Here is a 20,856-nt window from a genome sequence, read left to right on the forward strand (position 1 = left end):
TGGTGGACCGCACACCGGTCCCCCGGCGAACGGTGAGCGAAGCATTGTCGCGGCTCGACCTGACCGGCAGGCAATTCGAATTCTTCGCCGACAAGGCGACCGGCCGGGCCCGTGTCGTCTACGCCAGGTACGACGGCCACTACGCCATGCTCAGTGCGGCTGTGCCCCTTTCTCAGCGGCGCTGAGGTTTCAGAGGGAGGATCATGATGAGGAACTATCCGATCCGGATCGAGGGCAACCTCGACCCGTCCGTCAGCCGTGGGCTCTGGCTCGTCAAGTGGTTGCTGGCGATACCGCACTACGTCGTGCTCGCCTTCCTCTGGCTCGCGTTCGGAGTACTGAGCATCGTGGCGTTCTTCGCGATCCTCTTCACCGGTCGCTACCCCCGGCCGATCTTCACCTTCACCACGGGCGTACTGCGGTGGAGCTGGCGGGTCGCGTTCTACGCGTACGGCGTCCTCGGCACGGACCGGTATCCCCCGTTCACGCTGGACGACGTACCGGACTACCCGGCGAGACTTCACGTCGACTATCCACCGCAACTGTCTCGGGGACTCGTCCTGGTGAAGTGGTTGCTGGCAGTACCGCATCTCCTCGTGGCCACCATCCTGCTGGGCGGCGGGACCTACCTGAGCTACCACATCGGTGACTCGGCCTGGTCCTTCGAGGGCGGCGGCCTGATCGGGCTGCTCGTGCTGATCGCCGGTTTCACCCTGCTGTTCACCGGTCGCTACCCCCGCGATCTGTTCGACCTCGTCGTCGGCTTGAACCGCTGGGTCTGCCGGGTCGCCGGCTACTTCCTTCTGATGACCGACGAGTACCCGCCGTTCCGGCTGGACACCGGCAGTGGGAGGGGTGAGGACGAGCGGCAGATCGATTCCACGGACAGTCCTCGACCGACCGCGACACTCGAGCACGGCCAACCAGACCCCGCACCCGTGGTCCTGGCCCGGCCTCTCGCCCCGAGCCCTGCCACTCCCACGGCCCACCGCTGGACAGCTGGTCGAGTGATCAGTGTCGTCGCCGGAGCAGTACTCGTCCTCGCCGGCATGGTTGCCTTGCCGGCCGGCGGGACGGCGCTCTGGTTCGACCAGGCGGGCCGCGACTCCGGTGGCTACGTCAGTACGGACCTCCAACAGTTCTCCAGCCCGGGGTACGCCCTCACCACCGAGGCAGGTGCCCTGCGCTTCGACGGACCCGGCTGGGTGATGAACCGGGTGCTCGGCGAGGTACGGCTCACCGGTACCAGCGCGACGGACGCTCCGCTGTTCATCGGGATCGCGGCTGACCGGGACGTCTCGGCGTACCTGTCGACCGTCGAGCACAGCGTGGTGTCGCGCCTCGCTGGCCGTCGAGTCGAGCCGGTGTACCGCCAGTACGCCGGTCAGGCGCCGGCCCAGTTGCCCAGCGACGAACAGTTCTGGGTGGCCAGCACCGCGGGCACCGGTACTCAGACCCTCGACTGGCGACCGCGAGCGGGCGACTGGAGTGTCGTGGTCCTGAACGCGGACGGGAGCCGCGCGGTACAGGCCGATCTCGCCGTCGGCGCCACGCTGCCCTGGCTGGACGATTTGGCCTACTCGCTGATCGGACTCGGGCTGATCTTCCTCCTGGCGGGCGCCCTGCTCATCTCCCTGGCGCTGCGTACGTCGCACCGCGGTACCGTCCCCCCGTCGGCGCCGCTGCCCGACGCGCACGCCGGAGCAGCACGATGAGCGCACCGGACCCCACCCGGCAGCAGGATCGGCTGCGAAGAGTGCGGCGCCTCTCGATCGCCGCAGCGATACTCGCCGTCCTCGCACTGGCCACCGTGATCGGCGTCATCGTCTTCAGCGACACCGACCAGGGTGCCAGTACCAGCCCGTTGCCGACGGCAAGCAAGCCGCCGGCCACCAGTACCGTTCCGTCGACCGGCACCAGCTCGCCTGTGTCGCCCACGACGACGAAACCGTCCTCCGCGCCGAGCGACCGGGTGTTCCGGTACCTGCCGATCTGGCCGTTCGGCTCAGAACAGGATGCCGCGGTGTGGCAGCAGGCCTACCGCACCGAAGGAAAGCAACCGTGGCATCTGGACGCCGGGCAGACGGCCCTGTCGTTCACGACCGGTTTCCTCGGCTTCGACGAGGTGAACACCATCGTCTCCAGGTCGGTACGTGGCGACGACGCGACAGTCGCGGTGGGTTACCGGACCGACTCCGCCACCCCGTCTGTCGCCGCGGTCGTCCACCTGCGGCGGATAGGTCAAGGTGACGACGCGCCCTGGGAGGTCGTCGGCACCCGGGACAGCACGTTCACTCTCGACCGTCCACGGTACGGCGCCGCCGCCACCTCACCGCTCGTGGTCGGAGGGCGGATCACCGGGGTCGACGAGTCGATCCGGGTCGACGTACGGCAGGTGTCGTCCGAGAACCCGCTCGGCACCTTCTGCTGCGTGCCGGCCGGCGGCGAGCGGAGTGCATGGTCCGCCCGGGTGTCCTTCCGCGGCGCGACCGACGGTGTCCTGGTGATCGTCGCCTCGACCGGCGGGCACTACCAGGGCGTCGAGCAGTTCACGGTCACCGCGGTCCGCCTGCGTGACTGATCGAAAGGTGGCCAGGTCAGCGATCGTCCTCCCAGCCGCGGCGGGGTGAATGGCTGGCGATCCGGTCATCCCTGCTGCGATAGACGATGTAGGGCCTCGTCAGGTAGCCGACCGGCGCGCTGAAGACATGGACGAGGCGGGTGAACGGCCAGAGGGCGAAGAGGGCGATCGCGGCCAGTCCGTGCAACTGGAAGCTGAGTGGTGCCTCCGCCATCAGCTCGGGATGCAGGTCGAAACGGAAGATGCCGCGGAACCAGACGGACACCCCGTCCCGGTAGTCGTAGTGACCGAAGATGTTGGCGACCACGGTGTTCACCAGTCCCAGCACGATCACCGTGGCGAGGAACAGGTACATCACCTTGTCCATCCTGGTCGTCGCGGAGAAGACCGGTCCCACCGTCCGCCGTCGGTAGATCAGGATCGCCAGGCCGACCACCGTGCCGAAGCCGGCGATCGCGCCGATCGACACGGCCAGGAAGTGGTAGAGCCCCTCGGAGATGCCGACCGCCTCGGTCCAGCTCTTCGGGATGCCGAGGCCCATCACATGGCCGAGGAAGACGGCCAGGATGCCGAAGTGGAACAGCGGACTACCCCAGCGCAGGAGCCTGTCCTCGTACAGCTGTGAGGAGCGTGTGGTCCACCCGAACTTGTCGTACCGGTACCGCCAGAAATGCCCGACCACGAACACCGTGAGGCAGATGTAAGGGAAGACCACCCACAGGATCTCGTTCATCGACGACCTCCCGGGAACGAGGGCATCGGCAACGGCTGTGGCGATCCGGGCGGCCGCGTGGCCGGGTCGAAAGCAGGAGTGGCGTACGGCGTCAGACCGACCTCTTCCTGCGGCGGACCTTCAGCCGCGAGCCGCCTGACAGCGGCCGACTCATCACCTCTCAGAGGCGGCAGGGTGGCAGTCACGGATTGCACCGCACCGAACCAGCGAGAGTCGGCGTCCCGCAGCGCCAGCCTCAGCAGTTCGAGGCCGGCACGATGATCGAGCAGGAGATTCCATCCGAGCCGCTGGTCGACCGTGGCGGCATACTCGAGCACTACGCAGAGGTGGTCGGGCAGTTCGGTGTCGTCCAGGACGAAACCTGATCGAAGATAGGTCTGCTTGAAGCGCAGGAGGGCGACTCCGCGACGCCGGGTGTCCCCGTGCGCGAAGTACGTCAGGAAGAGGTTGTGACGACGCCGGGTGTCGAAGGTGTCGACGTAATCCTCCTGCGCCGTCGACAGGCTCCCGGACTCCAGGCGGCCGATGCAGGCACGCAAGGGATCCCCCACTGTGCCGGTCAGAGTCTCAGAGAGCCGACGCAGCATTCCCAGCCGGGCCAGCAAACTCTCGTCCGGGTAATCGAGCAACAGCGAGGCGGTCTGCCACGCGATCGCGAGCTGCTCGCCGGGCAATGCCGGTGCCGGATGCCTGCCGCTCATCGATGATCAGCCTCCGGCTCCGAATCCTCCGGTTTGGGTGGGAAGAGACCACTCGGTGCTCCGCGGCCGTCCCAGTTCAGCAGATTCACGCGCGCTCTCTTGCCCGCTGGGGCAGCCGCCGTGTCCGCCGTCTGGCGGTCCTGCAGCATGTGGAAGTTCTCGACAGCAATCGGAGTGGTCGCTCCAGACCCTTCACCGAACGGCCCGGACCCACCCATTCCCGGGCCGCCTTCGTAATCGAGCGAGCACTCGGTGGCGAGCTCTTCCAGCGAGTGCGCCTGCTCCGCGTGAGCCGGCGGGATCACGTAGCGCTCGTCGTACTTCGCCAGCGCCAGCAGGCGGAACATGTCGTACAGCTCCTCCTCACTCATCCCGACCGCCTGCGGAATCGTCGGGTCCGGATCGCGGCCGAGGTTGATGTCGCGCATGTACGAGCGCATCGCGGCCAGCTTGCGCAGTACCAGGTCGACCGGAGCGACATCGCCGGCCGTGAACAGCTCCGCCAGGTACTCGATCGGGATCCGCAGGGCTTCGATCGCGGCGAACAGATTGGCCCGATCCTCGGGATCCTCGCCGGTCTCCTTGATCACGTCCACGACCGGCGACAGGGGCGGGATGTACCAGACCATCGGCATCGTGCGGTACTCCGGATGCAGCGGCAGCGCGACCTTGTACCGGTTGATCAACGCGTAGATCGGCGACCGCTGAGCCGCCTCCACCCAGTCGTGAGGGATGCCGGCCCGCTCAGCCTCTCGCCGCACCGCTGGGTCGGACGGATCGAGGAACACCTCGCGCTGCGCCTCGTACAGTCCCTGCTCGTCAGTCGTCGAGGCGGCTTCCAGCACCTTGTCCGCGTCGTACAGCATCAGGCCGATGTAGCGCAGCCGGCCGACGCAGGTCTCGGAGCAGACCGTCGGAAGACCCACTTCGACGCGTGGGAAGCAGAACGTGCACTTCTCCGCCTTGCCGGTCCGGTGGTTGAAGTACACCTTCTTGTAGGGGCATCCCGAGATGCACATCCGCCAGCCACGGCAACGGTCCTGGTCCACCAGAACGATGCCGTCCTCCGACCGCTTGTAGATCGCACCGCTGGGACATGACGCGGCACACGACGGGTTCAGGCAGTGCTCGCAGATCCGCGGCAGGTAGAACATGAAGGTCTGCTCGAACTCGAACCTGACCTTGTCGCCCACCTTCTTCAGGATCGGGTCGCGTTCCGCGGTGGCCGCCGAGCCGCCCAGGTCGTCGTCCCAGTTCGCCGACCAGGTCACCTTCATGTCCTGGCCGGAGATCAGCGACTTGGGCCGGGCCACCGGGGTGTGCTCCTGGGCCGGGGCGTCGGTCAAGGTCGAGTAGTCGTAGGTCCAGGGCTCGTAGTAGTCCTGGATCGACGGCATCTTGGGATTGGAGAAGATGGTCAGCAGCTTCTTGAGCCGGCCACCGCCCTTGAGCGTCAGGCGGCCGCGCCGGTTCAGCTGCCAGCCGCCCTTCCAGGTCTCCTGGTCCTCGTAGGTGCGCGGATACCCCTGCCCCGGCCGGGTCTCGACATTGTTGAACCACACGTACTCCGTGCCGCTGCGGTTGGTCCAGGCTTGCTTGCAGGTCACCGAGCAGGTGTGACACCCGATGCACTTGTCGAGGTTCATCACCATCGCCATCTGTGCCATCACTCGCATCAGTACCGCACCTCCTGGGACCGCTTACGGATGACGGTGACCTCGTCGCGCTGGTTGCCGGTGGGGCCGAGGTAGTTGAAGGCGAAGGACAGTTGCGCGTAGCCCCCAACCAGATGAGTCGGTTTGATCAGCAGCCGGGTCAACGAGTTGTGGATGCCGCCACGCTTCTTCGAGGCCTCCGCGATCGGAACGTCGATCAGCCGGTCCTGGGCGTGATGCATGTAGACGGTTCCCTCCGGCATCCGGTGGGACACGATCGCCCGGGCCACCACCACACCGTTGCGATTGACCGCCTCGATCCAGTCGTTGTCCACGACACCGACCTTGGCCGCGTCCTGGTCGCTCATCCAGATGGTCTGGCCACCGCGGGACAGCGACAGCATGAAGAGGTTGTCCTGGTACTCGGAGTGGATCGACCACTTGCTGTGCGGGGTGAGATAGCGAACGGTCACGCCGTGCTCTGTGACGGAGCCGATCTCCGGTTCGGCGAACAGCGCACCCATGTCCAGCGGTGGACGGTAGACAGGGAGGTTCTCGCCGAGCTCGGCGATCAGGTCGTGGTCGAGGAAGAAGTGCTGCCTCCCGGTCAGGGTGTGCCACGGTTTGAGGCGTTCGACGTTGATCGTGAAGGGCGAGTAGCGTCGGCCACCGGTCTCGGACCCGGACCACTCCGGCGAGGTGATGACCGGGGTCGGTGCTGCCTGGGTGTCGGCGAAGGTGATCCGCTTGCCCTCGTGCTCTGCTGCCAGATCGTGCAGCGGTTTGCCGACCCTCTTCTCCAGTGTCTTGAACCCCTCGGTGGCGAGCTGACCGTTCGTCGTACCGGACAACGCCAGGATCGCCTCGCAGGCGTGCACGTCGCGTTTCAGCGACGGCCTGCCGTCACCGGGGCCACCGCGGACGGCTCCGTTCTTCGCCCGCAGGTAGTCGACGGAATCCTTCACGTCGTAGGTGACACCCTTGGTCGTCGCGCCGAGCTTCTCCATCAGCGGTCCGAGGGCCGACATCTTGGCCGCGACCGCGCCGTAGTCCCGTTCGACCTCGACCAGCTTCGGCATCGTGACCCCTGGCACCGGCTCACACTCGCCGGCTTTCCAGTCCCGGACGACGCCGTGTGGATTCGCCATCTCGTCAGGAGTGTCGTGCAGCAGCGGTACGGCGACCACGTCGTACCGCGTGCCGAGGTGCTCGGCGGCGAGCTCGCTGAACTTCTCCGCGATCGTCTGCCAGGCGTCCCAGTCGGTCCGGGTCTGCCAAGGTGGCGCGATCGCCGGGTTGAACGAGTGGATGAACGGATGCATGTCGGTGGTGTTCAGGTCATGCTTCTCGTACCACGTCGCCGCGGGCAGCACGACATCGGAGAAGAGCGTCGTACTCGTCTGCCGGAAGTCCAGGGTCAGCAGCAGGTCCAGCTTTCCCTCCGGTGCCTGCTCGTGCCAGTCGACCTCGCTCGGCCGACGACCCTCGGGCGCCTCGCCGGCCCGCAGCGACGACCCTGCCCCGAGCAGATGCTTCAGGAAGTACTCGTTGCCCTTGGCCGAGGAGCCGAGCAGATTCGCCCGCCAGATCGACAGGATCCGCGGGAAGTTCTCCGGCGAGTCGGGATCCTCGCAGGCGAAGCGGAGCTCACCCGACTTGAGCTGGTCCACCACGTGGTCGGCCACCGGCCGACCGGACGCGCGCGCCTCGTCCGCGAGATCGTGTGGATTCCTGTTGAAGGTCGGGTACGACGGCATCCAGCCCAGCCGCGCGCTCAGGGCGATCAGATCCGCGGTCGTCTTCCCCGCTAGCCGTCCCTCGCCTGTCTTGGCGGCCAGCGTGTCAGCCCCGAAGTGGTCATAGCGGAACTGATCCGTGTGCAGGTACCAGTACGCCGTCTGGATCATCTGCCGCGGCGGGCGTGACCAGTCCAGCCCGAACGCCAACTGAGCCCAGCCGGTCACCGGCCGGCACTTCTCCTGGCCGACGTAGTGCGCCCAGCCGCCGCCGTTCACGCCCTGGCAACCGGTCAGCGTGGTGAGGGCCAGAAACGCCCGGTAGATCGTGTCTGAATGGAACCAATGGTTCGTGCCGGCTCCCATGATGATCATCGACCGGCCGTTGGAATCCTCCGCGTTCTGAGCGAACTCGCGGGCGATCCGGGCCGCGGCGGAGGCCGGCACACCGGTGATGCGCTCCTGCCAGGCCGGCGTGTACGGCGCGGTCGCGTCGTCGTATGACGTCGGCCAGTCCCCAGGGAGTCCTGACCTGGCGACGCCGTACTGCGCGAGCATCAGGTCGTACACGGTCGTCACGAGAAGTCCGCCCACGCGGCGAGCAGGCACCCCACGCGCCACGTTCCCGGCCGAGCCGTCGGCGGTGTCGAAACGCGGCAACCGGACGAGTACGGCGTCCGCCTCGTCACCGGCCATCGTCAGGGCGGGATCGACCTCCCCCAGATCCAGGTTCCAGCTGCCCGCTCCGGACGGCCCGAAGCGGTGACCGAGCGAACCGTTCGGCACCACGGGAAGGCCCGTCCGGGAGTCCATCACGACAGTCCTGAAGTGTGCGTTCTCCTCGCCCTCGAAGGCGGGAAGGTCGGCTGCGGTGAGGAACTTGCCCGGCTGGTAGGTGCCGCCGCCGTCTTCGTCGAGCTGGATCAGATACGGCAGATCCGTGTACGCCTTGCCGTACGCCGTGAAGTACGGCGTCTGCCGGTCGACGAAGAACTCCTTCAGGATCACGTGTCCCATCGCCATCGCCAGAGCGCCGTCGGTTCCCGGTGCCGCCGGCAACCACTCGTCGGCGAACTTCACGTTGTCCGCATAATCGGGGGCGACGGCAACGACCTTCTGGCCGCGGTACCGCGCCTCGGCCATCCAGTGCGCGTCGGGCGTCCGGGTGACCGGCAGGTTCGACCCCCACATGATCAGGTAGCCGGCGTCCCACCAGTCCCCCGACTCCGGGACATCCGTCTGGTCCCCGAAGACCTGCGGCGACGCGACCGGCAGATCGGCGTACCAGTCGTAGAACGACAGCATCGTGCCGCCGATCAGCGAGGTGAACCTGGCGCCGGAGGCGTGCGAGACCATCGACATCGCCGGAATCGGCGAGAACCCGGCGATCCGGTCCGGTCCCCACTTCCTCAGCGTGTGGACGTAGGCGGCGGCCACCATCTCGGTCGCTTCGTCCCAGCTCGCCCGTACCAGTCCGCCCTTGCCACGAGCCGACTTGTACTGCGCCGCGCGGGCCGGGTTGTCGACGATGTGCGCCCAGGCGGCCACCGGATCACCGTGCTGCGACTTGGCCTCCCGGTACATCTTCAGCAGCACACCCCGGATGTAGGGGTAGCGGATCCGCGTCGGCGAGTAGGTGTACCAGGAGAACGCCGCGCCACGGGGGCAACCGCGCGGCTCGTACTCCGGTTTGTCCGGGCCCACCGACGGATAGTCGGTCTGCTGGGTCTCCCAGGTGATGATGCCGTCCTTGACGTACACCTTCCAGGAGCAGGAGCCGGTGCAGTTCACACCATGGGTCGACCGCACCACCTTGTCGTGGCTCCATCGATCCCGGTAGAAGTCGTCGGCGCCGCGCCCTCCCTGCTTGTGCAACGTCCGCAGATCGTCCGAGACCACCCCTTTGGTGAAGTAGCGGCGGGTTCGGACGAGTGCCTCGCTCAGTCCTCCGTCCAGGCCGATCTCGCGGTCGGGCCGGTTCGGGTCCGGACGATCCCCAGTACTCATGCAGTGTCCCTCGCTGGTCGGGTAACGCTACGCGTGGTGAAGGGCGTCCTGAGTGGCGCGGTTCGCCGTGTTTCTCACAATCGTCAGGGTGAGCAGCAGCGTCAAGGCCGCGGTGACCGAGAGCAACACGAGGCCGATGCCGTACGAGTCGGTGCGTCCGTAGACGTAGCCCATGATCAGCGGCGGGACGAACCCGCCGAGGCCCCCGGCAGCGCCGACGAGGCCGGTCACTCCGCCGACCCGCGACGGATCGGTGACCTTGGCAACGAGCGCGAACGTCGCCCCGCTGCCGGCTCCGAGTGCGGCAGCCATCGCCAGGAAGGCCACCGTGCCCACGTGCTCGAGCAGCGGGGTGGTTGCTGCGACGGCCGCGCCCGCGACGACGACCGAGTACGAGGCGGCCAGCACCGGGACGGGTCCGAGCCGGTCGGACAACCATCCACCCAGCGGGCGCATCAGCACCGCCACCACGACGAAGCCTGCCATCCTGTTGGCCGCGTCCGCGGCATCCAGGCCGTAGGCCGTCTTCAAGTACGACGGAAGGTAGACGGAGAAGGCGACGTATCCGCCGAATGCGACGGCGTACAGGATGCAGGCCTGCCAGCTGATCGGCAGCTTCGCATTGGCGACGAGCCGGGTAAGCAACGAACCAACCGGCTGGGTCCGGCCGGGCGCGTCCCGAAGGAGCAACCAGGCCGCGACCGCGTAGAGCGTCAAGGCCAGGGCAGTGAGAAGGAACGGCGTCTGATGGCCCACCTTGCTGTACAGCTTGACCGTGGTCAGCGCGCTGATGGCCGTACCACCCATCCCCGCGCCGAAGATGCCGATCGCCAGCCCACGGCGCTCAGGCGGGAACCAGGCGTTCACGAACGGCACACCCACAGCGAACGCGGTACCGCCGATGCCGAGGAAGAAGCCGCCCAGCAGCAATGCGCCGAACGAGCGCAGACCGACGTACCCGATGAACAGGATCGGGATGATCGTGGCCGCCGAAACCAGCGGGAACATCACCCGGCCGCCGAACCGGTCCGTCAGTGCCCCGACCGGGATCCGGCCGAGCGACCCCACCAGGACGGGCACAGCCACCAGGAGCGCTACGTCGGACTCCGAGAGAGTCCCCAGCGTCCCCTCGGTCCGGAACAGCGGGCCGAGCGGGCTGAGCAGCGCCCACGCCCAGAAGTTCAGCGCGAATCCGAGGGTGGCGAGAGCCAGCATCAGCCAGGGCGATCTGGTAGCAGGTGATGCGGAACCAGTACCGTCACCGGCCCCGGCGACACTCGCTCGACTCACGCTCATCGTTTCCTCCGTCGTCTGCGGTCGTTCTGATCTGCCGTAGACCGAACCGTCCCAGCATCTGGCATTTCCGCATCGGCCGGGAGGGCCCAGAGGTCCTGGACCGGAATGCCCAAGGTCCCGGGCCGACGGGACCGATGCCTCCTGTACCGCCGGCGCCGCGGCGTCGACGCTGGTAACCAGGTCATCGAGTCCGCGAGTTCCAGGAGCATCAGTGCGCGAGCAGAAGCTTTCCCGGCACCAGATCGACGTCCTGGTCGGATCCGCCATCGCGGCGCCGAGCATGCACAACACGCAGCCCTGGCGGTTCGGGATCAACGGCCCGGACATCGAGGTCTTCCTGGATCGATCACGAGCGCTGCCGGCCGAGGACCCGACGGGGCGAGCGTTGCTGATCGCGGCCGGTGCAGCGGTCTTCAACCTCAGATGTGCGGCTGCGTCACTGGGCCTCGACAGCTGGTACCGCCTGGCCCCTGTACCCGAGGAGCCCGATCTGGTCGCCCGGATCATCGTCGCACCCACAGCGACACCGGACCCCGACCTCGCCGCGCTCCACCCGCAGGTCAGCCGACGTCATACCAGCCGTGAACCCGGGCGTCCGGCTGCTCTGACCGCGGAGGCCCGCGACAGCTTGATCCACGCCGCACTGAGTGAGGGTGCCGACCTCTCCTGGCTGGCTCCGCAGGGCGCTCAGGACGCCCTGAGATCAGGTGCGACCGCCCTGCTCCACGGCTGGGCGGACCACGCGCGGACGGCCGAACGCGCGCGCTGGATCGGGGGCGAGCGCAAAGAGGACGGCATCCCCATCAGCGCTCTCGGACCTCGTCCGACCGTCTTCCCTCCGCCGGTGCGGGACCTCGGCGCCGGCCTACCCGGACGCGGCAGGTCCCGGAAGACCTTCGAGGACGACCCGGTGCTAGCCGTGCTGTCGACTGCCGCAGACGGGACGGTTGACCGGTTGGTGGCGGGAATGGCGCTCGAGCGCGTCCTGCTCACGGTCACCCAGAATGACGTCCAGGCGTCGTTCCTCAACCAGGCTCTGGAGTACGACGACCCGCGCTCCGCGGTCCAGCAACTCACCGGCAGGCCGGGCTTCGCCCAGATGGTGATCCGTTTCAGCCACAGCCCGGTCAGCGCCGCCACTCCCAGACGCACCATCGCCGACGTCCTCGCCCCTGATTCCTGAAACAGGTGCCGCCGCCACCCCCCCCGCCGGCGAGCGAACTGATCCGCACTGTCCAGACTGCGGCAATCGGGCACCGCGGCTATCGTCTGATAGATCGGGCAGCCCGCAAGGCAGGAGGCCTTTCATGGATTTGGGCCGAGGGCCGGTCGCACGGACACAGTGGATCGTGCGAACGATCGTCGCCAGCCGCACCGTCCGGATCACAGCACTCCTGGCCGCAGTCGGACTCTCGCTGTGGAACGTCGACCGTGTTCCACACACCTCGGTCCTGCCTGCGATGGCCGGCTTGCTGCCGTTCGCGGTCGGCAAGTACTTGTTGTGCCCCTTGCGCTGGCACGCGCTGTCGAGAAGCGGCCGCTCGCGGCGCTGGCACCTCCGTGCTTATGCGGAGAGCGAGGTCCTCGGACTCGTCTCACCTTGGCACGCCGGCGCGGATCTGTGGCGGATCCACCGGCTGGAGCGCATCGGAGCACGGCGTCCAGCCGCTGTCTCCGAGGTCGCGCTCGATCGATTCGTCGGCGCCGTCGGGCTGGTGGTCGCCGTCGCGGTCTGTGGCGTGGCGATGCCCCGGGCCGTGCTCGCGGTCGCGCTGGGCGCCGCCGCCGTGGTCCTCGCGGCCGCCCTTGTCGTGAACCGCCGGCGGCCGGGTCTGGCCGGCCGCTGGCCGTGGCCGTCCCCAAAGATCTTCGCGATGGGCGTCCTGCTGTCGATCGGCTATCAGCTCACCATCCTCGGGTTGCTGATCGGGGCGATCAACGCGGTCGGCGACTCGGTGTCGGCGATGCAACTCGTCGCCATCTTCGGGGTCAGCCAGCTCGCCGGCGTGCTTCCCGGCGTCCACGGGGCAAGTCCTCGAGAGGGTGCTCTTGTCGCCGGTCTGGCCTCCATCGGTGTCTCGTGGACGGCGGCCTTCGGCGCGGTGGCGTTGACCGCGTTGCTCTATTGGATCCCGGCCCTGCTCCTGGGGGGCGGCGCGCTGCTCCTGCGGTGGCGTGGATGGTTCACCGAGCCGCGACCGGGTACTACGTGACCCGCTTCCGGGTCGTCGTCGCGCACCGGGCCGGCAATGACCTCGGCTCGCTGCGGGTCGCACTGGACGCAGGCGCCGACCTGGTCGAGGCCGACGTCCACGCGTTCCGGGGGCGCCTGGAGATACGGCATCTGAAGTCACTCGGACCGCGGTGGCTCTGGGATGAGGGCAGGTTCGTCCGCCGCCGCGACACACCATTGCTCGAGCTCACAGAACTGCTGACGGCACTGGACGGCGACCCTCGGCTCCTGCTCGACCTGAAGGGAATCCATCCCCTTCTCGCCGGCAGACTCGCAGCCGCACTACGCGAGGCACTGCCGAACGGCACAGTGATCGTATGCACGCAGCATTGGTGGATGCTCGACGCCTTCCGCGAACTGCCGCAGGTACGACTCGTGCTGTCAGCAGGCAGCCGTCACGGACTGCACCGGCTGCGAAGGCGTCTCCGCACACTTCCGGCGTACGGAGCGTGCGTCCACCGCCGGCTGCTCACTCCAGCACTCGTCACAGAACTCCGTCAGGGGGCCGAGTTCGTCTTCACCTGGCCGGTGGACACCGAAGACGCGCTCCGGCACGCAACCCACCTCGCCGTGGACGGCGTAATCGGAAAGAACCTCCCCCTACTCGGCGCCGCCGACTGACTCCAGCCTCCAGTGCCGCACGGCTGGGACCGACCCGGCAGTGCGGTTCAGGCCAGGGCGAGGAAGAGTTTCTCCAGTTTGGCCACGTCGATGTCGCTGTTTTCGTCGGCGAGACAGCGCTGCAGACCGGTGGCGACGATGGCATAGCCGGACCGGGACAGCGCCTTGTTCACGGCGGCGAGCTGGGTGAGGACCGACTCGCAGTCGGCCCCCTCCTCCATCATCCGGATCACGCTGGCCAGGTGCCCGTTCGCGCGCTTCATCCGGGTGATGATCGCCTTCATCTCGGTGGGTTCGAGGTCCATCGGTGTCCTGCCTTCTGATCGGGTCGCGTCGGGCAGTGTATCCCCCCAGGGGGATATGTTACCTTGATCAGCATCCCCCCGGGGGGATCAGAGACTCAACGTGCCGCAGCCAGGGAGGACGCATCGATGCGAGAGCCGGACCACGACGCCACCGTCGTCGGCATCCGCGAGTTGTCCGAGCAGGGGCCGGTCGAGGACGCGGACCGCCGCCCCCAGGGACCGGAGCTGACCGTCCGCGCCTTGGAGACTCCCTCGCTGGGTGACCGCAGCTACCTCGTCCACGATGGCGAGGTGGCGTTCGTCGTCGACCCCCAGCGTGACGTCGACCGCTTGCTGACGATCCTCGACAGCGACCAGGTCCGGCTGACCCACGTCTTCGAGACACACATCCACAACGACTACGTCACCGGCGGCTTGGCGCTGGCGCGAGCCACCGGAGCGCAGTACCTGGTCAACGGCGACGACGCGGTCTCCTTCGACCGCACGCCGATCCACGACGGCGAGACCGTCGAGGTCGGCCAACGCATACGTGTGCGGGCGATCCACACGCCCGGCCACACCTTCACCCACCTGTCCTACGCGTTGACGGACGCCGGGCGGGGCAACGAGCCGATCGGGGTCTTCACCGGCGGGTCACTGCTGTACGGCGCGACCGGGCGCCCAGACCTGCTGGGCACAGAGAACACCGACAAACTGGTGCGCCACCAGCATGCCTCGGCGCACCGGCTGGCCGGCGCGCTTCCCGACGGGACCCGGGTCTACCCGACCCACGGCTTCGGCTCCTTCTGCTCCGCCACCCAGACCAACGCCACCGAGTCCACGATCGGGCAGGAGAGACGGACCAACCCGGTCCTGACCCAGGACGAGGAGACCTATGTCCGCGAACTGCTCGACGGTCTGGGCGCCTGGCCTGCCTACTACATCCACATGGGCCCGGCCAACGCCGCAGGCCCCGCAGCCCCCGACCTGTCCCCACCCGAGCATGCCGATGCCACCGAGCTCCGCCGCCGGATCGAAGCCGGCGAGTGGGTCGTCGACCTGCGCAATCGCATCGCCTTCGCAGCCGGCCACGCTCGCGGCACCCTCAACTTCGGACTCGACGGCGCTTTCTCGACCTACCTCGGCTGGCTCATCGAGTGGGGCACGCCGGTGACCTTGCTCGGAGAGACTGCCGGCGACGTCGCCCAGGCGCAGCGTGAGCTGGTCCGCATCGGTGTCGACCGGCCGGTGGCACACGCCACCGGCGGTCCGGAGCGGTGGACCACCGGCCCACTGGCGGCGTTCCCGACCGGCACCTTCGCCGACCTCGAGCAGGTCCGTCACCACCGCGACGTGGTCGTCCTGGACGTCCGCCGCACAGACGAGCATCGCTCCGCGCGGATCTCGGGTGCGGTCAACATCCCGATCCACGAACTGCCGCGCCGGCTGAACGAGGTCCCCGCCGGCGAGGTGTGGGTGCACTGCGCCGCCGGCTACCGCGCCTCGATCGCCGCGTCGTTCCTCGACGCCGCCGGACGCACGCCCGTCGCGATCGACGACGACTTCCAGAACGCCGAGCAAGCCGGACTCCAGTTGCTGCGACCCGAGGCCTGACCAACTCCGCCAAGCCCTGAACGATCCCTGAAACAGGAGAACACCGTGTGCCGACCTGTCATCTGCAAGACCTGCGCCAAGACCACCTGGGCCGGTTGCGGCCAGCACGTCGGACAGGTCAAGGCAATGGTCCCCGCCGACCAGTGGTGTCCCGGACACCCCAAGACCGAACGCCAGGGCAGCCTGCTCCACAAACTTTTCGGCCGCTGACGCCATCAGCGGCAACCGCGGTCGCGGAACGGCAGGAAGGCTTTCATCTGCTCAACCGCTCCTACAGCAGGTCGTACCTGAGCCGGCACTTCGCCGCGATCGTGGCCGCACGCCTCAGCTGTGCAGACGGACGTGCTCCTTGGTGATCTGCTCGATGTCGCCAGCCGCGGCGTGGATCAACTCGTGGGACAGATTCGACAGCGCCCGCGCCACCGCGAGTTCGTCGCCGATCTCCGCGACCTCCGCGTCGTCCGGGTGCCGGTGTGCGGTGCCCCGTCCGACCAGGTGCGTCTCGTCGTTCGTGTGCAGCCGAGCCTCCGCATGGGTGATCCGCTCGTCCTCGTGCTCGTCGATGAAGATCTCGACGTTCCAGCGTCTGGTCGCAGTCATGGTCCTCGGCCTTTCTCGCTCGGCAGACCTACTTCTTGCCATCGTCGGGCCGCCGCGGCGATCCGGCCTAGGGCCATCCGGTCCGTAACACCAGGGGACTTCAGCCCTTTTCGCCACCCGCCGGGTGCGGTGGCCGCAGCATCACTCACCCGCAGCAGGGGTCGAAGGTCCCGGTTCGCAGGGACCGATCGGCCGGTGCGGGCTGCAACGGCCAGGCACATGCTCGAAGCAGACAGGTTCGATCGGAGGTGGCGTCGTGCTTCAGCGGGGCTCGAAGGTCGTGCCGGTGCCCTGGGTCCGGCGGCTCGTCATGGACGCCGGCCGGGCGGCACACCGGCGGCACGCGGTCCACGGCCTGTTCGAGGTCGATGTGACCACGGCCCGCGAGGCGCTGCGCCGCCATCGGTCCGCGACCGGTGAGGAACTGTCCTTCACCGCGTTCGTGATCGCCTGCGTGGGACGCGCGGTGGCCGCCGAGCCGGCAGTCCAGGCGTATCGCGATCTCCACGGCCGGGAGGTCATCTTCGGCCAAGTCGACATCGGCCTCCCGATCGAGGCCACTCTGGACGGGGTTCCCTTCGCCTTCACCCACGTGATCCGCGACGCCGGCCGACGTTCGGTACGAGACATTCACCGCGAGATCCGTGCGGTCAAGGCCGACCCGAACCGAAGCCCCTCGGTCCGCAAGGCTGCCTGGGCACGCGCCTACCTGCTCCTGCCCGGGATCGTGCGCACCGGGTTGCTCGGGGCCCTTCACCGGCTGCCGGAACGCCAGCGCGCTCTGGCCGGCACCGTAGGTGTCACCGCCGTCGGCATGTTCGGCGCGGGTGGCGGGTGGGGCATCGCCTTCCAGTTGCACACCCTCGGCATCGTCATCGGCGGCATCACCGTTCGGCCCGCGCTCCGCGCGGGGCAGTTGGTCGAACGAGAGTGGCTGCAGCTGACCGTCAGCGTCGACCACGACATCGTCGACGGCGCGCCGACCGCGCGGTTCATCAGCCGTCTGCGCAGCCTCCTCACGTTCGCCGACGGATTGCCGGCCGCCCCACCACCAGCCGCGTCAACGGAAGCCGGAGGACAGAACCATGACTGACATCGACAAAGCTCGCGCCCAGCGAGAGGCACTGGCGAACGCGGCCGGTCGGCGCACCGCGGGCCCATCACGGACCGCGCAAGCAACCGAGCGGTACCTCGGCGCCGCCCTCTACGAAGCCCGGCACGGTCATCACGAGAAGGCGGCCGACGAGCAGGACACAGAACAGCCGCCCGACGCTCCGCCGACCACCCAGGAGCCACCCCACAGCCAGACGACATGACCGGCGCACCGCAGCGCCTGCTCGCCGTACTGCTGGCCGAACACGACGAGGACCTGGCACCAGGAGATGCGCAGCGAGGTGCCCGACCGGGATCTTCCCTGGCCGGGCACCTGGGTTGAGAGCGTTACGGTGTGTGCTCGATCTTGATGGTCCGCGCCTCGGCCGTCATCGCCGTGATCGGCACCCTCACCTCGAGGATCCCGGCCGCGTACTTCGCCTCGACCTTGGCTTCGTCCGCGCCGTCGGGCAACAGCACCCGCCGGGTCAGCGAACCGTAGTGGAACTCCGAGCGAGCACCGTCGTGCTCCTCCTGCTGACGAGTCGCCGTGATGGTCATCATGCCGTTCGCGACCTCGACCTTGATGTCCTTCGCGGGGTCGAGCCCGGGCAGCTCCGCCCGGACGACGTACGCGTTGTCGTCGGCGAACTCCTCGATCCGGACACCGCGCATCGCTGCCGGCCAGGTGAACAGGCTCGGCAGGCTATCGGCCCAGTCGAACAGGTCGGCGAACTGACGTCGGCTGTCCTTGTGCTCCAACGAGGTCATCGTTTCCCCTTTCCGTAGTTCTTCCTTCACCTCCACAGCACTGCGGCGCACGGGCTCGCAGAAGGGGCGTAGGGACCGGGTGGCAGGGACCTTCGACCCTGATCGGCAACCTGTCCACCAACAGAGGACTGGCGGGTCTGACCGCCCAGGACTTGAGGGACTTACGCCTCTGCTGTCCCCCTCTCCGTCAAGTGATGCTGGAGGTCGAAGGCGCGTCACCGGGCGAGCGCCGTTGGTGGACGACATGGGTACGAACGTGGTCAGCCGAGCGTCATGCCGGCTGGGCAAAGCCTTGAGAGGGGCCTTGGCTGCGGGCCTCCTTCTTGGATCCGCCACGTCGATCGTCCCTCTCGGGTCGGCGCTACCTGCCTCCGCCGCCGACGCTCCGGCGACGGTGATCGCCCGGTACCAGGAGCTGATCCCTCAGCTCATGGCCGAGCAGGGAGTACCGGGTCTGGCCGTCGCGCTCGTGGACCGCGAGCGGGCGCTGTGGGTCGAAGGATTCGGGTACCGGGACCACCAGGGCGGTGCCCCGGTCACCGCTGACACGATCTTCAGCATCCAGTCGATCTCGAAGTTGTTCACGGCAACGGCAGTCCTGCGGGCCGTCGCGGCCGGACGACTGGATCTCGACGAGCCGATCACGACCTACTTGCCCAGGTTCACTGTCCGCAGCGCGTTCGAGGCGCATCCCGAGCGGAAGATCACGCTCCGGATGCTGCTGAGCCACACCGCCGGCTTCATCCACGAGGCCCCGGTGGGCAACAACAACGACCTCGAACCCGGCGACTTCGACTCGCACGTTCGCAGCATCTCCGACACCTGGCTGCGCTTCCCCGTCGGCAGCGGGTACGCGTACTCGAACCTGGGGATCGACCTCGCCGGCTACATCTTGCAGGTAGTCGAGGGCAAGCCTTTCGCGGCGGCCATGCGCGACTCGCTGCTCGGTCCGCTCCGCATGGCCCACAGCACGTTCGATCGGGCGGTGATCCGGTCGAACGACAATCGCGCTGTAGGACACGTCCAGCCCTTTCCCGAGCCGATGCTCGACGTACCGATGACCGCGGCCGGTGGCCTGTACACGAGCGCCGAGGACATGACCCGCTTCCTTCGCTTCCAGCTGGACGACGGCTCCATCGACGGTCGCGCTGTCCTCGATCCGAAGCCGATGGAGGAGCTGCGCACCGTCCGTGCGCCCAAGGTCGGCGCACCGTCCGGCTATGCGCTCGGCGTGCTCCGCACCCGCTGGAATCGCTGGGACGAAAGGCCCGATCTCTTCACCCACGGCGGCGGTGGCTTCGGGTTCATCTCCGACCTGTGGTGGCTGCCGCAGCTCCGGCTTGGGATCGCCATCTTGACCAATTCCCAGGATCACCAGCTCCAGCAAGACCTCGCACTGTCGATTCTGCGTGACCTCCTCACGGAGCCGGGCGCGTATCGCGATCGGCTGCTTGCGCTGCCGCCGCGGCCACCGGTCGTCGATCCGGATCTGTCCGAGCCCCCGGCCGGGATGGCGAACTTCGTCGCCGACGCCGCCATGCCCACCACGGGTGATGAAGCCACCCGCTGGGCGACCTACTCGGGCTCCTACCGAACGCCGGCATGGGGCGTGCTCCCCCCGACTGGTCTGCCGGACCGGTTCGTCGTCGACGGGGGCGTCCCGTACTTCGAGGACAACGCGACGGGATCGCTCGTCCGGCACCGTCTCGTCGAAGTCGCACCCGGCGTGTTCCTCGCAGACAACGGTGAGACGCTCGACCTGCGAGACCCGGTCCCGAGGTGGCAGGGCCTCAGGCTCGTTCGAGTGGCAGGTGGTCCGGCTCTCTGGCAGTGGGGCGTTCTCGGGACCGCCGCCCTCCTTGGAGCCGCGTGGCTCGTCGGCGCCGCCGTTCGCGAGGTACGTCGCCACGTGTCACGCTCGGCATCAGACCAGCAGCCCTCCGCCTCGCGCCGCTGGCGCCGGATCGCCGCACTCGCGGCGCTCTTCACGGCGGTGCTGACGCTCGGAAACGCCGTCCGGATCGCGCGGATGCCTACTCTCGTGGATTCCGGCTTCCTCGGCTGGCTCGACCTCCCCGCAGCCGAGCGCTTGGCGGCGCACTTGCCGCTGGCGCTGGCCGCTCTGGGCGCGTGCACGCTTGTTCTTGTGGCGGCAGGGTGGGTACTCCACTGGTGGTCGAGGGCGCTCAGACTCCAGTACGCGGTACTAGCCATCGCCTCAGTTGCCGTGGTCGCTCAACTCGCCGCCTGGCAGCTCATCGGCTGGGGAGTCAGTTGACCGGTGCGCTCAGGTGGTCGGCACGCGGCCTCGCGCTACCGCTGGGTCGCGCATAGCCCTCAGCGACGTACCGATGCCGTAGGTCAGAAAGTATCCCTCGGGGAAGATCTCGACGATCCGGCAGTTGGCGAGCCGTTCTGCGGGCATCAGCGCGGCCAACTCTGATGCCGGTGATCCGTCGGCGAGCGAGCCCCGCGGATGGACGACGGCCCTGGCGTGGAAGCTGATTGTCGCGGGTGGAATCGGTAGCAGCAGCGACAGGAGTCCACCCCGCCGCACCGGAATCGTCACCGCGACCCGACCGGTGGCAGGTATGTGCAGGGCTTTCCAGCTCTCGGGCGCGACGGCAACGTAGAGGCGGTGCCGCGCGGCGGTGTACACGACACCACTCGACCGCGGCTCCCCCGCCGGGGTCACGTAGCTGAGCACCGCGAAGGACCTCTTCGCGATCTGCCGCCAGACTTGTTCGCCGGCCAGTCCGAAGTCGACCGCAGCCGGTCCGTGTGTCTCCACCATCGCTCTGCCTCCCGAGGTGTGGTCGTCTCTCGGCAGCGAGGGCGGCTGCCGGGTCAACTCAACCGTCCTTCGTGCTCCTTAGCCCGGGCAGAGGCGTCGTACCCCCGATCCACGGGACTTTCGCCCACTGCGTAGAAG

The 20,856-nt window shown here is 68.0% G+C and carries 21 protein-coding genes; 12 read left to right on the forward strand and 9 right to left on the reverse strand.

Features of this window, described 5'->3' with window-relative positions; genetic code table 11:
• From EV644_RS35685 to EV644_RS35695, 3 genes are all read left to right on the forward strand, one after another.
• The coding region (locus EV644_RS35685; RefSeq protein WP_206751508.1) for a sigma 54 modulation/S30EA ribosomal C-terminal domain-containing protein at positions 1 to 185 on the forward strand (185 nt) is incomplete at its 5' end.
• A gap of 18 nt (positions 186 to 203) precedes the next feature.
• A complete protein-coding gene (locus EV644_RS35690) occupies positions 204 to 1,715 on the forward strand; it encodes a DUF4389 domain-containing protein (RefSeq protein ID WP_132194626.1) in 1,512 nt (503 codons plus the stop codon).
• On the forward strand, positions 1,712 to 2,581 hold the full coding sequence (locus tag EV644_RS35695; RefSeq protein ID WP_199240181.1) for a hypothetical protein: 870 nt from the start codon (positions 1,712 to 1,714) through the stop codon (positions 2,579 to 2,581). Before EV644_RS35690 ends, EV644_RS35695 begins: the two co-directional genes overlap by 4 nt.
• A gap of 16 nt (positions 2,582 to 2,597) precedes the next feature.
• Here EV644_RS35695 and narI read toward each other — a convergent pair whose 3' ends face one another.
• The 5 genes from narI to EV644_RS35720 are packed head-to-tail and all read right to left on the reverse strand — an operon-like array spanning position 2,598 to position 10,709.
• The gene (gene narI / locus EV644_RS35700; RefSeq protein WP_132194630.1) at positions 2,598 to 3,314 is read right to left on the reverse strand and encodes a respiratory nitrate reductase subunit gamma; all 717 of its coding nucleotides are present in this window, start codon (positions 3,312 to 3,314) and stop codon (positions 2,598 to 2,600) included.
• The gene (gene narJ, locus EV644_RS35705) at positions 3,311 to 4,015 is read right to left on the reverse strand and encodes a nitrate reductase molybdenum cofactor assembly chaperone (RefSeq protein ID WP_132194632.1); all 705 of its coding nucleotides are present in this window, start codon (positions 4,013 to 4,015) and stop codon (positions 3,311 to 3,313) included. The genes narI and narJ overlap by 4 nt, the downstream gene beginning before the upstream one ends.
• Entirely contained in the window at positions 4,012 to 5,691 is a 1,680-nt protein-coding gene (gene narH / locus EV644_RS35710) for a nitrate reductase subunit beta (protein ID WP_132194634.1), read from the reverse strand. The genes narJ and narH overlap by 4 nt, the downstream gene beginning before the upstream one ends.
• Positions 5,691 to 9,413 carry a nitrate reductase subunit alpha gene (locus EV644_RS35715; RefSeq protein ID WP_132194636.1) on the reverse strand — a complete coding sequence of 1,241 codons (3,723 nt, stop codon included), beginning with the start codon at positions 9,411 to 9,413 and terminating at the stop codon, positions 5,691 to 5,693. The genes narH and EV644_RS35715 overlap by 1 nt, the downstream gene beginning before the upstream one ends.
• A 27-nt stretch (positions 9,414 to 9,440) precedes the next feature.
• Positions 9,441 to 10,709: an MFS transporter gene (locus EV644_RS35720; protein ID WP_132194638.1), complete on the reverse strand. Its 1,269-nt coding sequence runs from the start codon at positions 10,707 to 10,709 to the stop codon at positions 9,441 to 9,443.
• Positions 10,710 to 10,920: 211 nt separating this feature from the next.
• Between EV644_RS35720 and EV644_RS35725 the strand changes: the two genes are divergently transcribed.
• The 3 genes from EV644_RS35725 to EV644_RS35735 all read left to right on the forward strand — a co-directional run bounded on the left by EV644_RS35725 (position 10,921) and on the right by EV644_RS35735 (position 13,563).
• Positions 10,921 to 11,892, forward strand: a complete 972-nt coding sequence (locus tag EV644_RS35725; RefSeq protein WP_132194640.1) for an Acg family FMN-binding oxidoreductase — start codon at positions 10,921 to 10,923, stop codon at positions 11,890 to 11,892.
• Between the two features lie 166 nt (positions 11,893 to 12,058).
• A complete protein-coding gene (locus EV644_RS35730; RefSeq protein WP_158293018.1) occupies positions 12,059 to 12,922 on the forward strand; it encodes a lysylphosphatidylglycerol synthase domain-containing protein in 864 nt (287 codons plus the stop codon).
• A complete protein-coding gene (locus EV644_RS35735) occupies positions 12,889 to 13,563 on the forward strand; it encodes a PI-PLC domain-containing protein (RefSeq protein WP_132194644.1) in 675 nt (224 codons plus the stop codon). Before EV644_RS35730 ends, EV644_RS35735 begins: the two co-directional genes overlap by 34 nt.
• 47 nt (positions 13,564 to 13,610) lie before the next feature.
• Here EV644_RS35735 and EV644_RS35740 read toward each other — a convergent pair whose 3' ends face one another.
• Positions 13,611 to 13,868, reverse strand: coding sequence for a metal-sensitive transcriptional regulator (locus EV644_RS35740; RefSeq protein WP_132194646.1), 258 nt, complete (start codon positions 13,866 to 13,868; stop codon positions 13,611 to 13,613).
• A gap of 126 nt (positions 13,869 to 13,994) precedes the next feature.
• On the opposite strand from EV644_RS35740, the gene EV644_RS35745 reads away from it, so the two are divergent.
• Both EV644_RS35745 and EV644_RS48310 read left to right on the forward strand, forming a co-directional pair.
• Complete coding sequence (locus tag EV644_RS35745) at positions 13,995 to 15,461, forward strand: MBL fold metallo-hydrolase (RefSeq protein WP_132194648.1); 1,467 nt, start codon at positions 13,995 to 13,997, stop codon at positions 15,459 to 15,461.
• Between the two features lie 45 nt (positions 15,462 to 15,506).
• A complete protein-coding gene (locus EV644_RS48310; RefSeq protein ID WP_500789609.1) occupies positions 15,507 to 15,671 on the forward strand; it encodes a DUF8730 family Cys-rich protein in 165 nt (54 codons plus the stop codon).
• 114 nt (positions 15,672 to 15,785) lie between these two features.
• On the opposite strand, the gene EV644_RS35750 is transcribed toward EV644_RS48310, so the two are convergent.
• Positions 15,786 to 16,061 carry a DUF1876 domain-containing protein gene (locus EV644_RS35750; RefSeq protein ID WP_132194650.1) on the reverse strand — a complete coding sequence of 92 codons (276 nt, stop codon included), beginning with the start codon at positions 16,059 to 16,061 and terminating at the stop codon, positions 15,786 to 15,788.
• Between the two features lie 256 nt (positions 16,062 to 16,317).
• On the opposite strand from EV644_RS35750, the gene EV644_RS35755 reads away from it, so the two are divergent.
• The 3 genes from EV644_RS35755 to EV644_RS47330 are packed head-to-tail and all read left to right on the forward strand — an operon-like array spanning position 16,318 to position 17,496.
• The gene (locus tag EV644_RS35755; RefSeq protein WP_132194652.1) at positions 16,318 to 17,154 is read left to right on the forward strand and encodes a 2-oxo acid dehydrogenase subunit E2; all 837 of its coding nucleotides are present in this window, start codon (positions 16,318 to 16,320) and stop codon (positions 17,152 to 17,154) included.
• Positions 17,147 to 17,377 (forward strand): hypothetical protein, encoded by a 231-nt coding sequence (locus EV644_RS35760; protein WP_132194654.1) that lies wholly within the window; start codon positions 17,147 to 17,149, stop codon positions 17,375 to 17,377. Before EV644_RS35755 ends, EV644_RS35760 begins: the two co-directional genes overlap by 8 nt.
• Positions 17,374 to 17,496 carry a hypothetical protein gene (locus tag EV644_RS47330; RefSeq protein ID WP_255511427.1) on the forward strand — a complete coding sequence of 41 codons (123 nt, stop codon included), beginning with the start codon at positions 17,374 to 17,376 and terminating at the stop codon, positions 17,494 to 17,496. Before EV644_RS35760 ends, EV644_RS47330 begins: the two co-directional genes overlap by 4 nt.
• Positions 17,497 to 17,501: 5 nt before the next feature.
• Here EV644_RS47330 and EV644_RS35765 read toward each other — a convergent pair whose 3' ends face one another.
• On the reverse strand, positions 17,502 to 17,924 hold the full coding sequence (locus EV644_RS35765; protein WP_132194656.1) for an Hsp20/alpha crystallin family protein: 423 nt from the start codon (positions 17,922 to 17,924) through the stop codon (positions 17,502 to 17,504).
• A gap of 394 nt (positions 17,925 to 18,318) precedes the next feature.
• Between EV644_RS35765 and EV644_RS35770 the strand changes: the two genes are divergently transcribed.
• The gene (locus EV644_RS35770) at positions 18,319 to 20,202 is read left to right on the forward strand and encodes a serine hydrolase domain-containing protein (protein WP_158293019.1); all 1,884 of its coding nucleotides are present in this window, start codon (positions 18,319 to 18,321) and stop codon (positions 20,200 to 20,202) included.
• Positions 20,203 to 20,211: 9 nt separating this feature from the next.
• On the opposite strand, the gene EV644_RS35775 is transcribed toward EV644_RS35770, so the two are convergent.
• A complete protein-coding gene (locus EV644_RS35775) occupies positions 20,212 to 20,718 on the reverse strand; it encodes a pyridoxamine 5'-phosphate oxidase family protein (protein ID WP_132194660.1) in 507 nt (168 codons plus the stop codon).
• Positions 20,719 to 20,856: the final 138 nt, after the last annotated feature.

Source organism: Kribbella orskensis (genome assembly GCF_004342085.1).
Lineage (GTDB): Bacteria > Actinomycetota > Actinomycetes > Propionibacteriales > Kribbellaceae > Kribbella > Kribbella orskensis.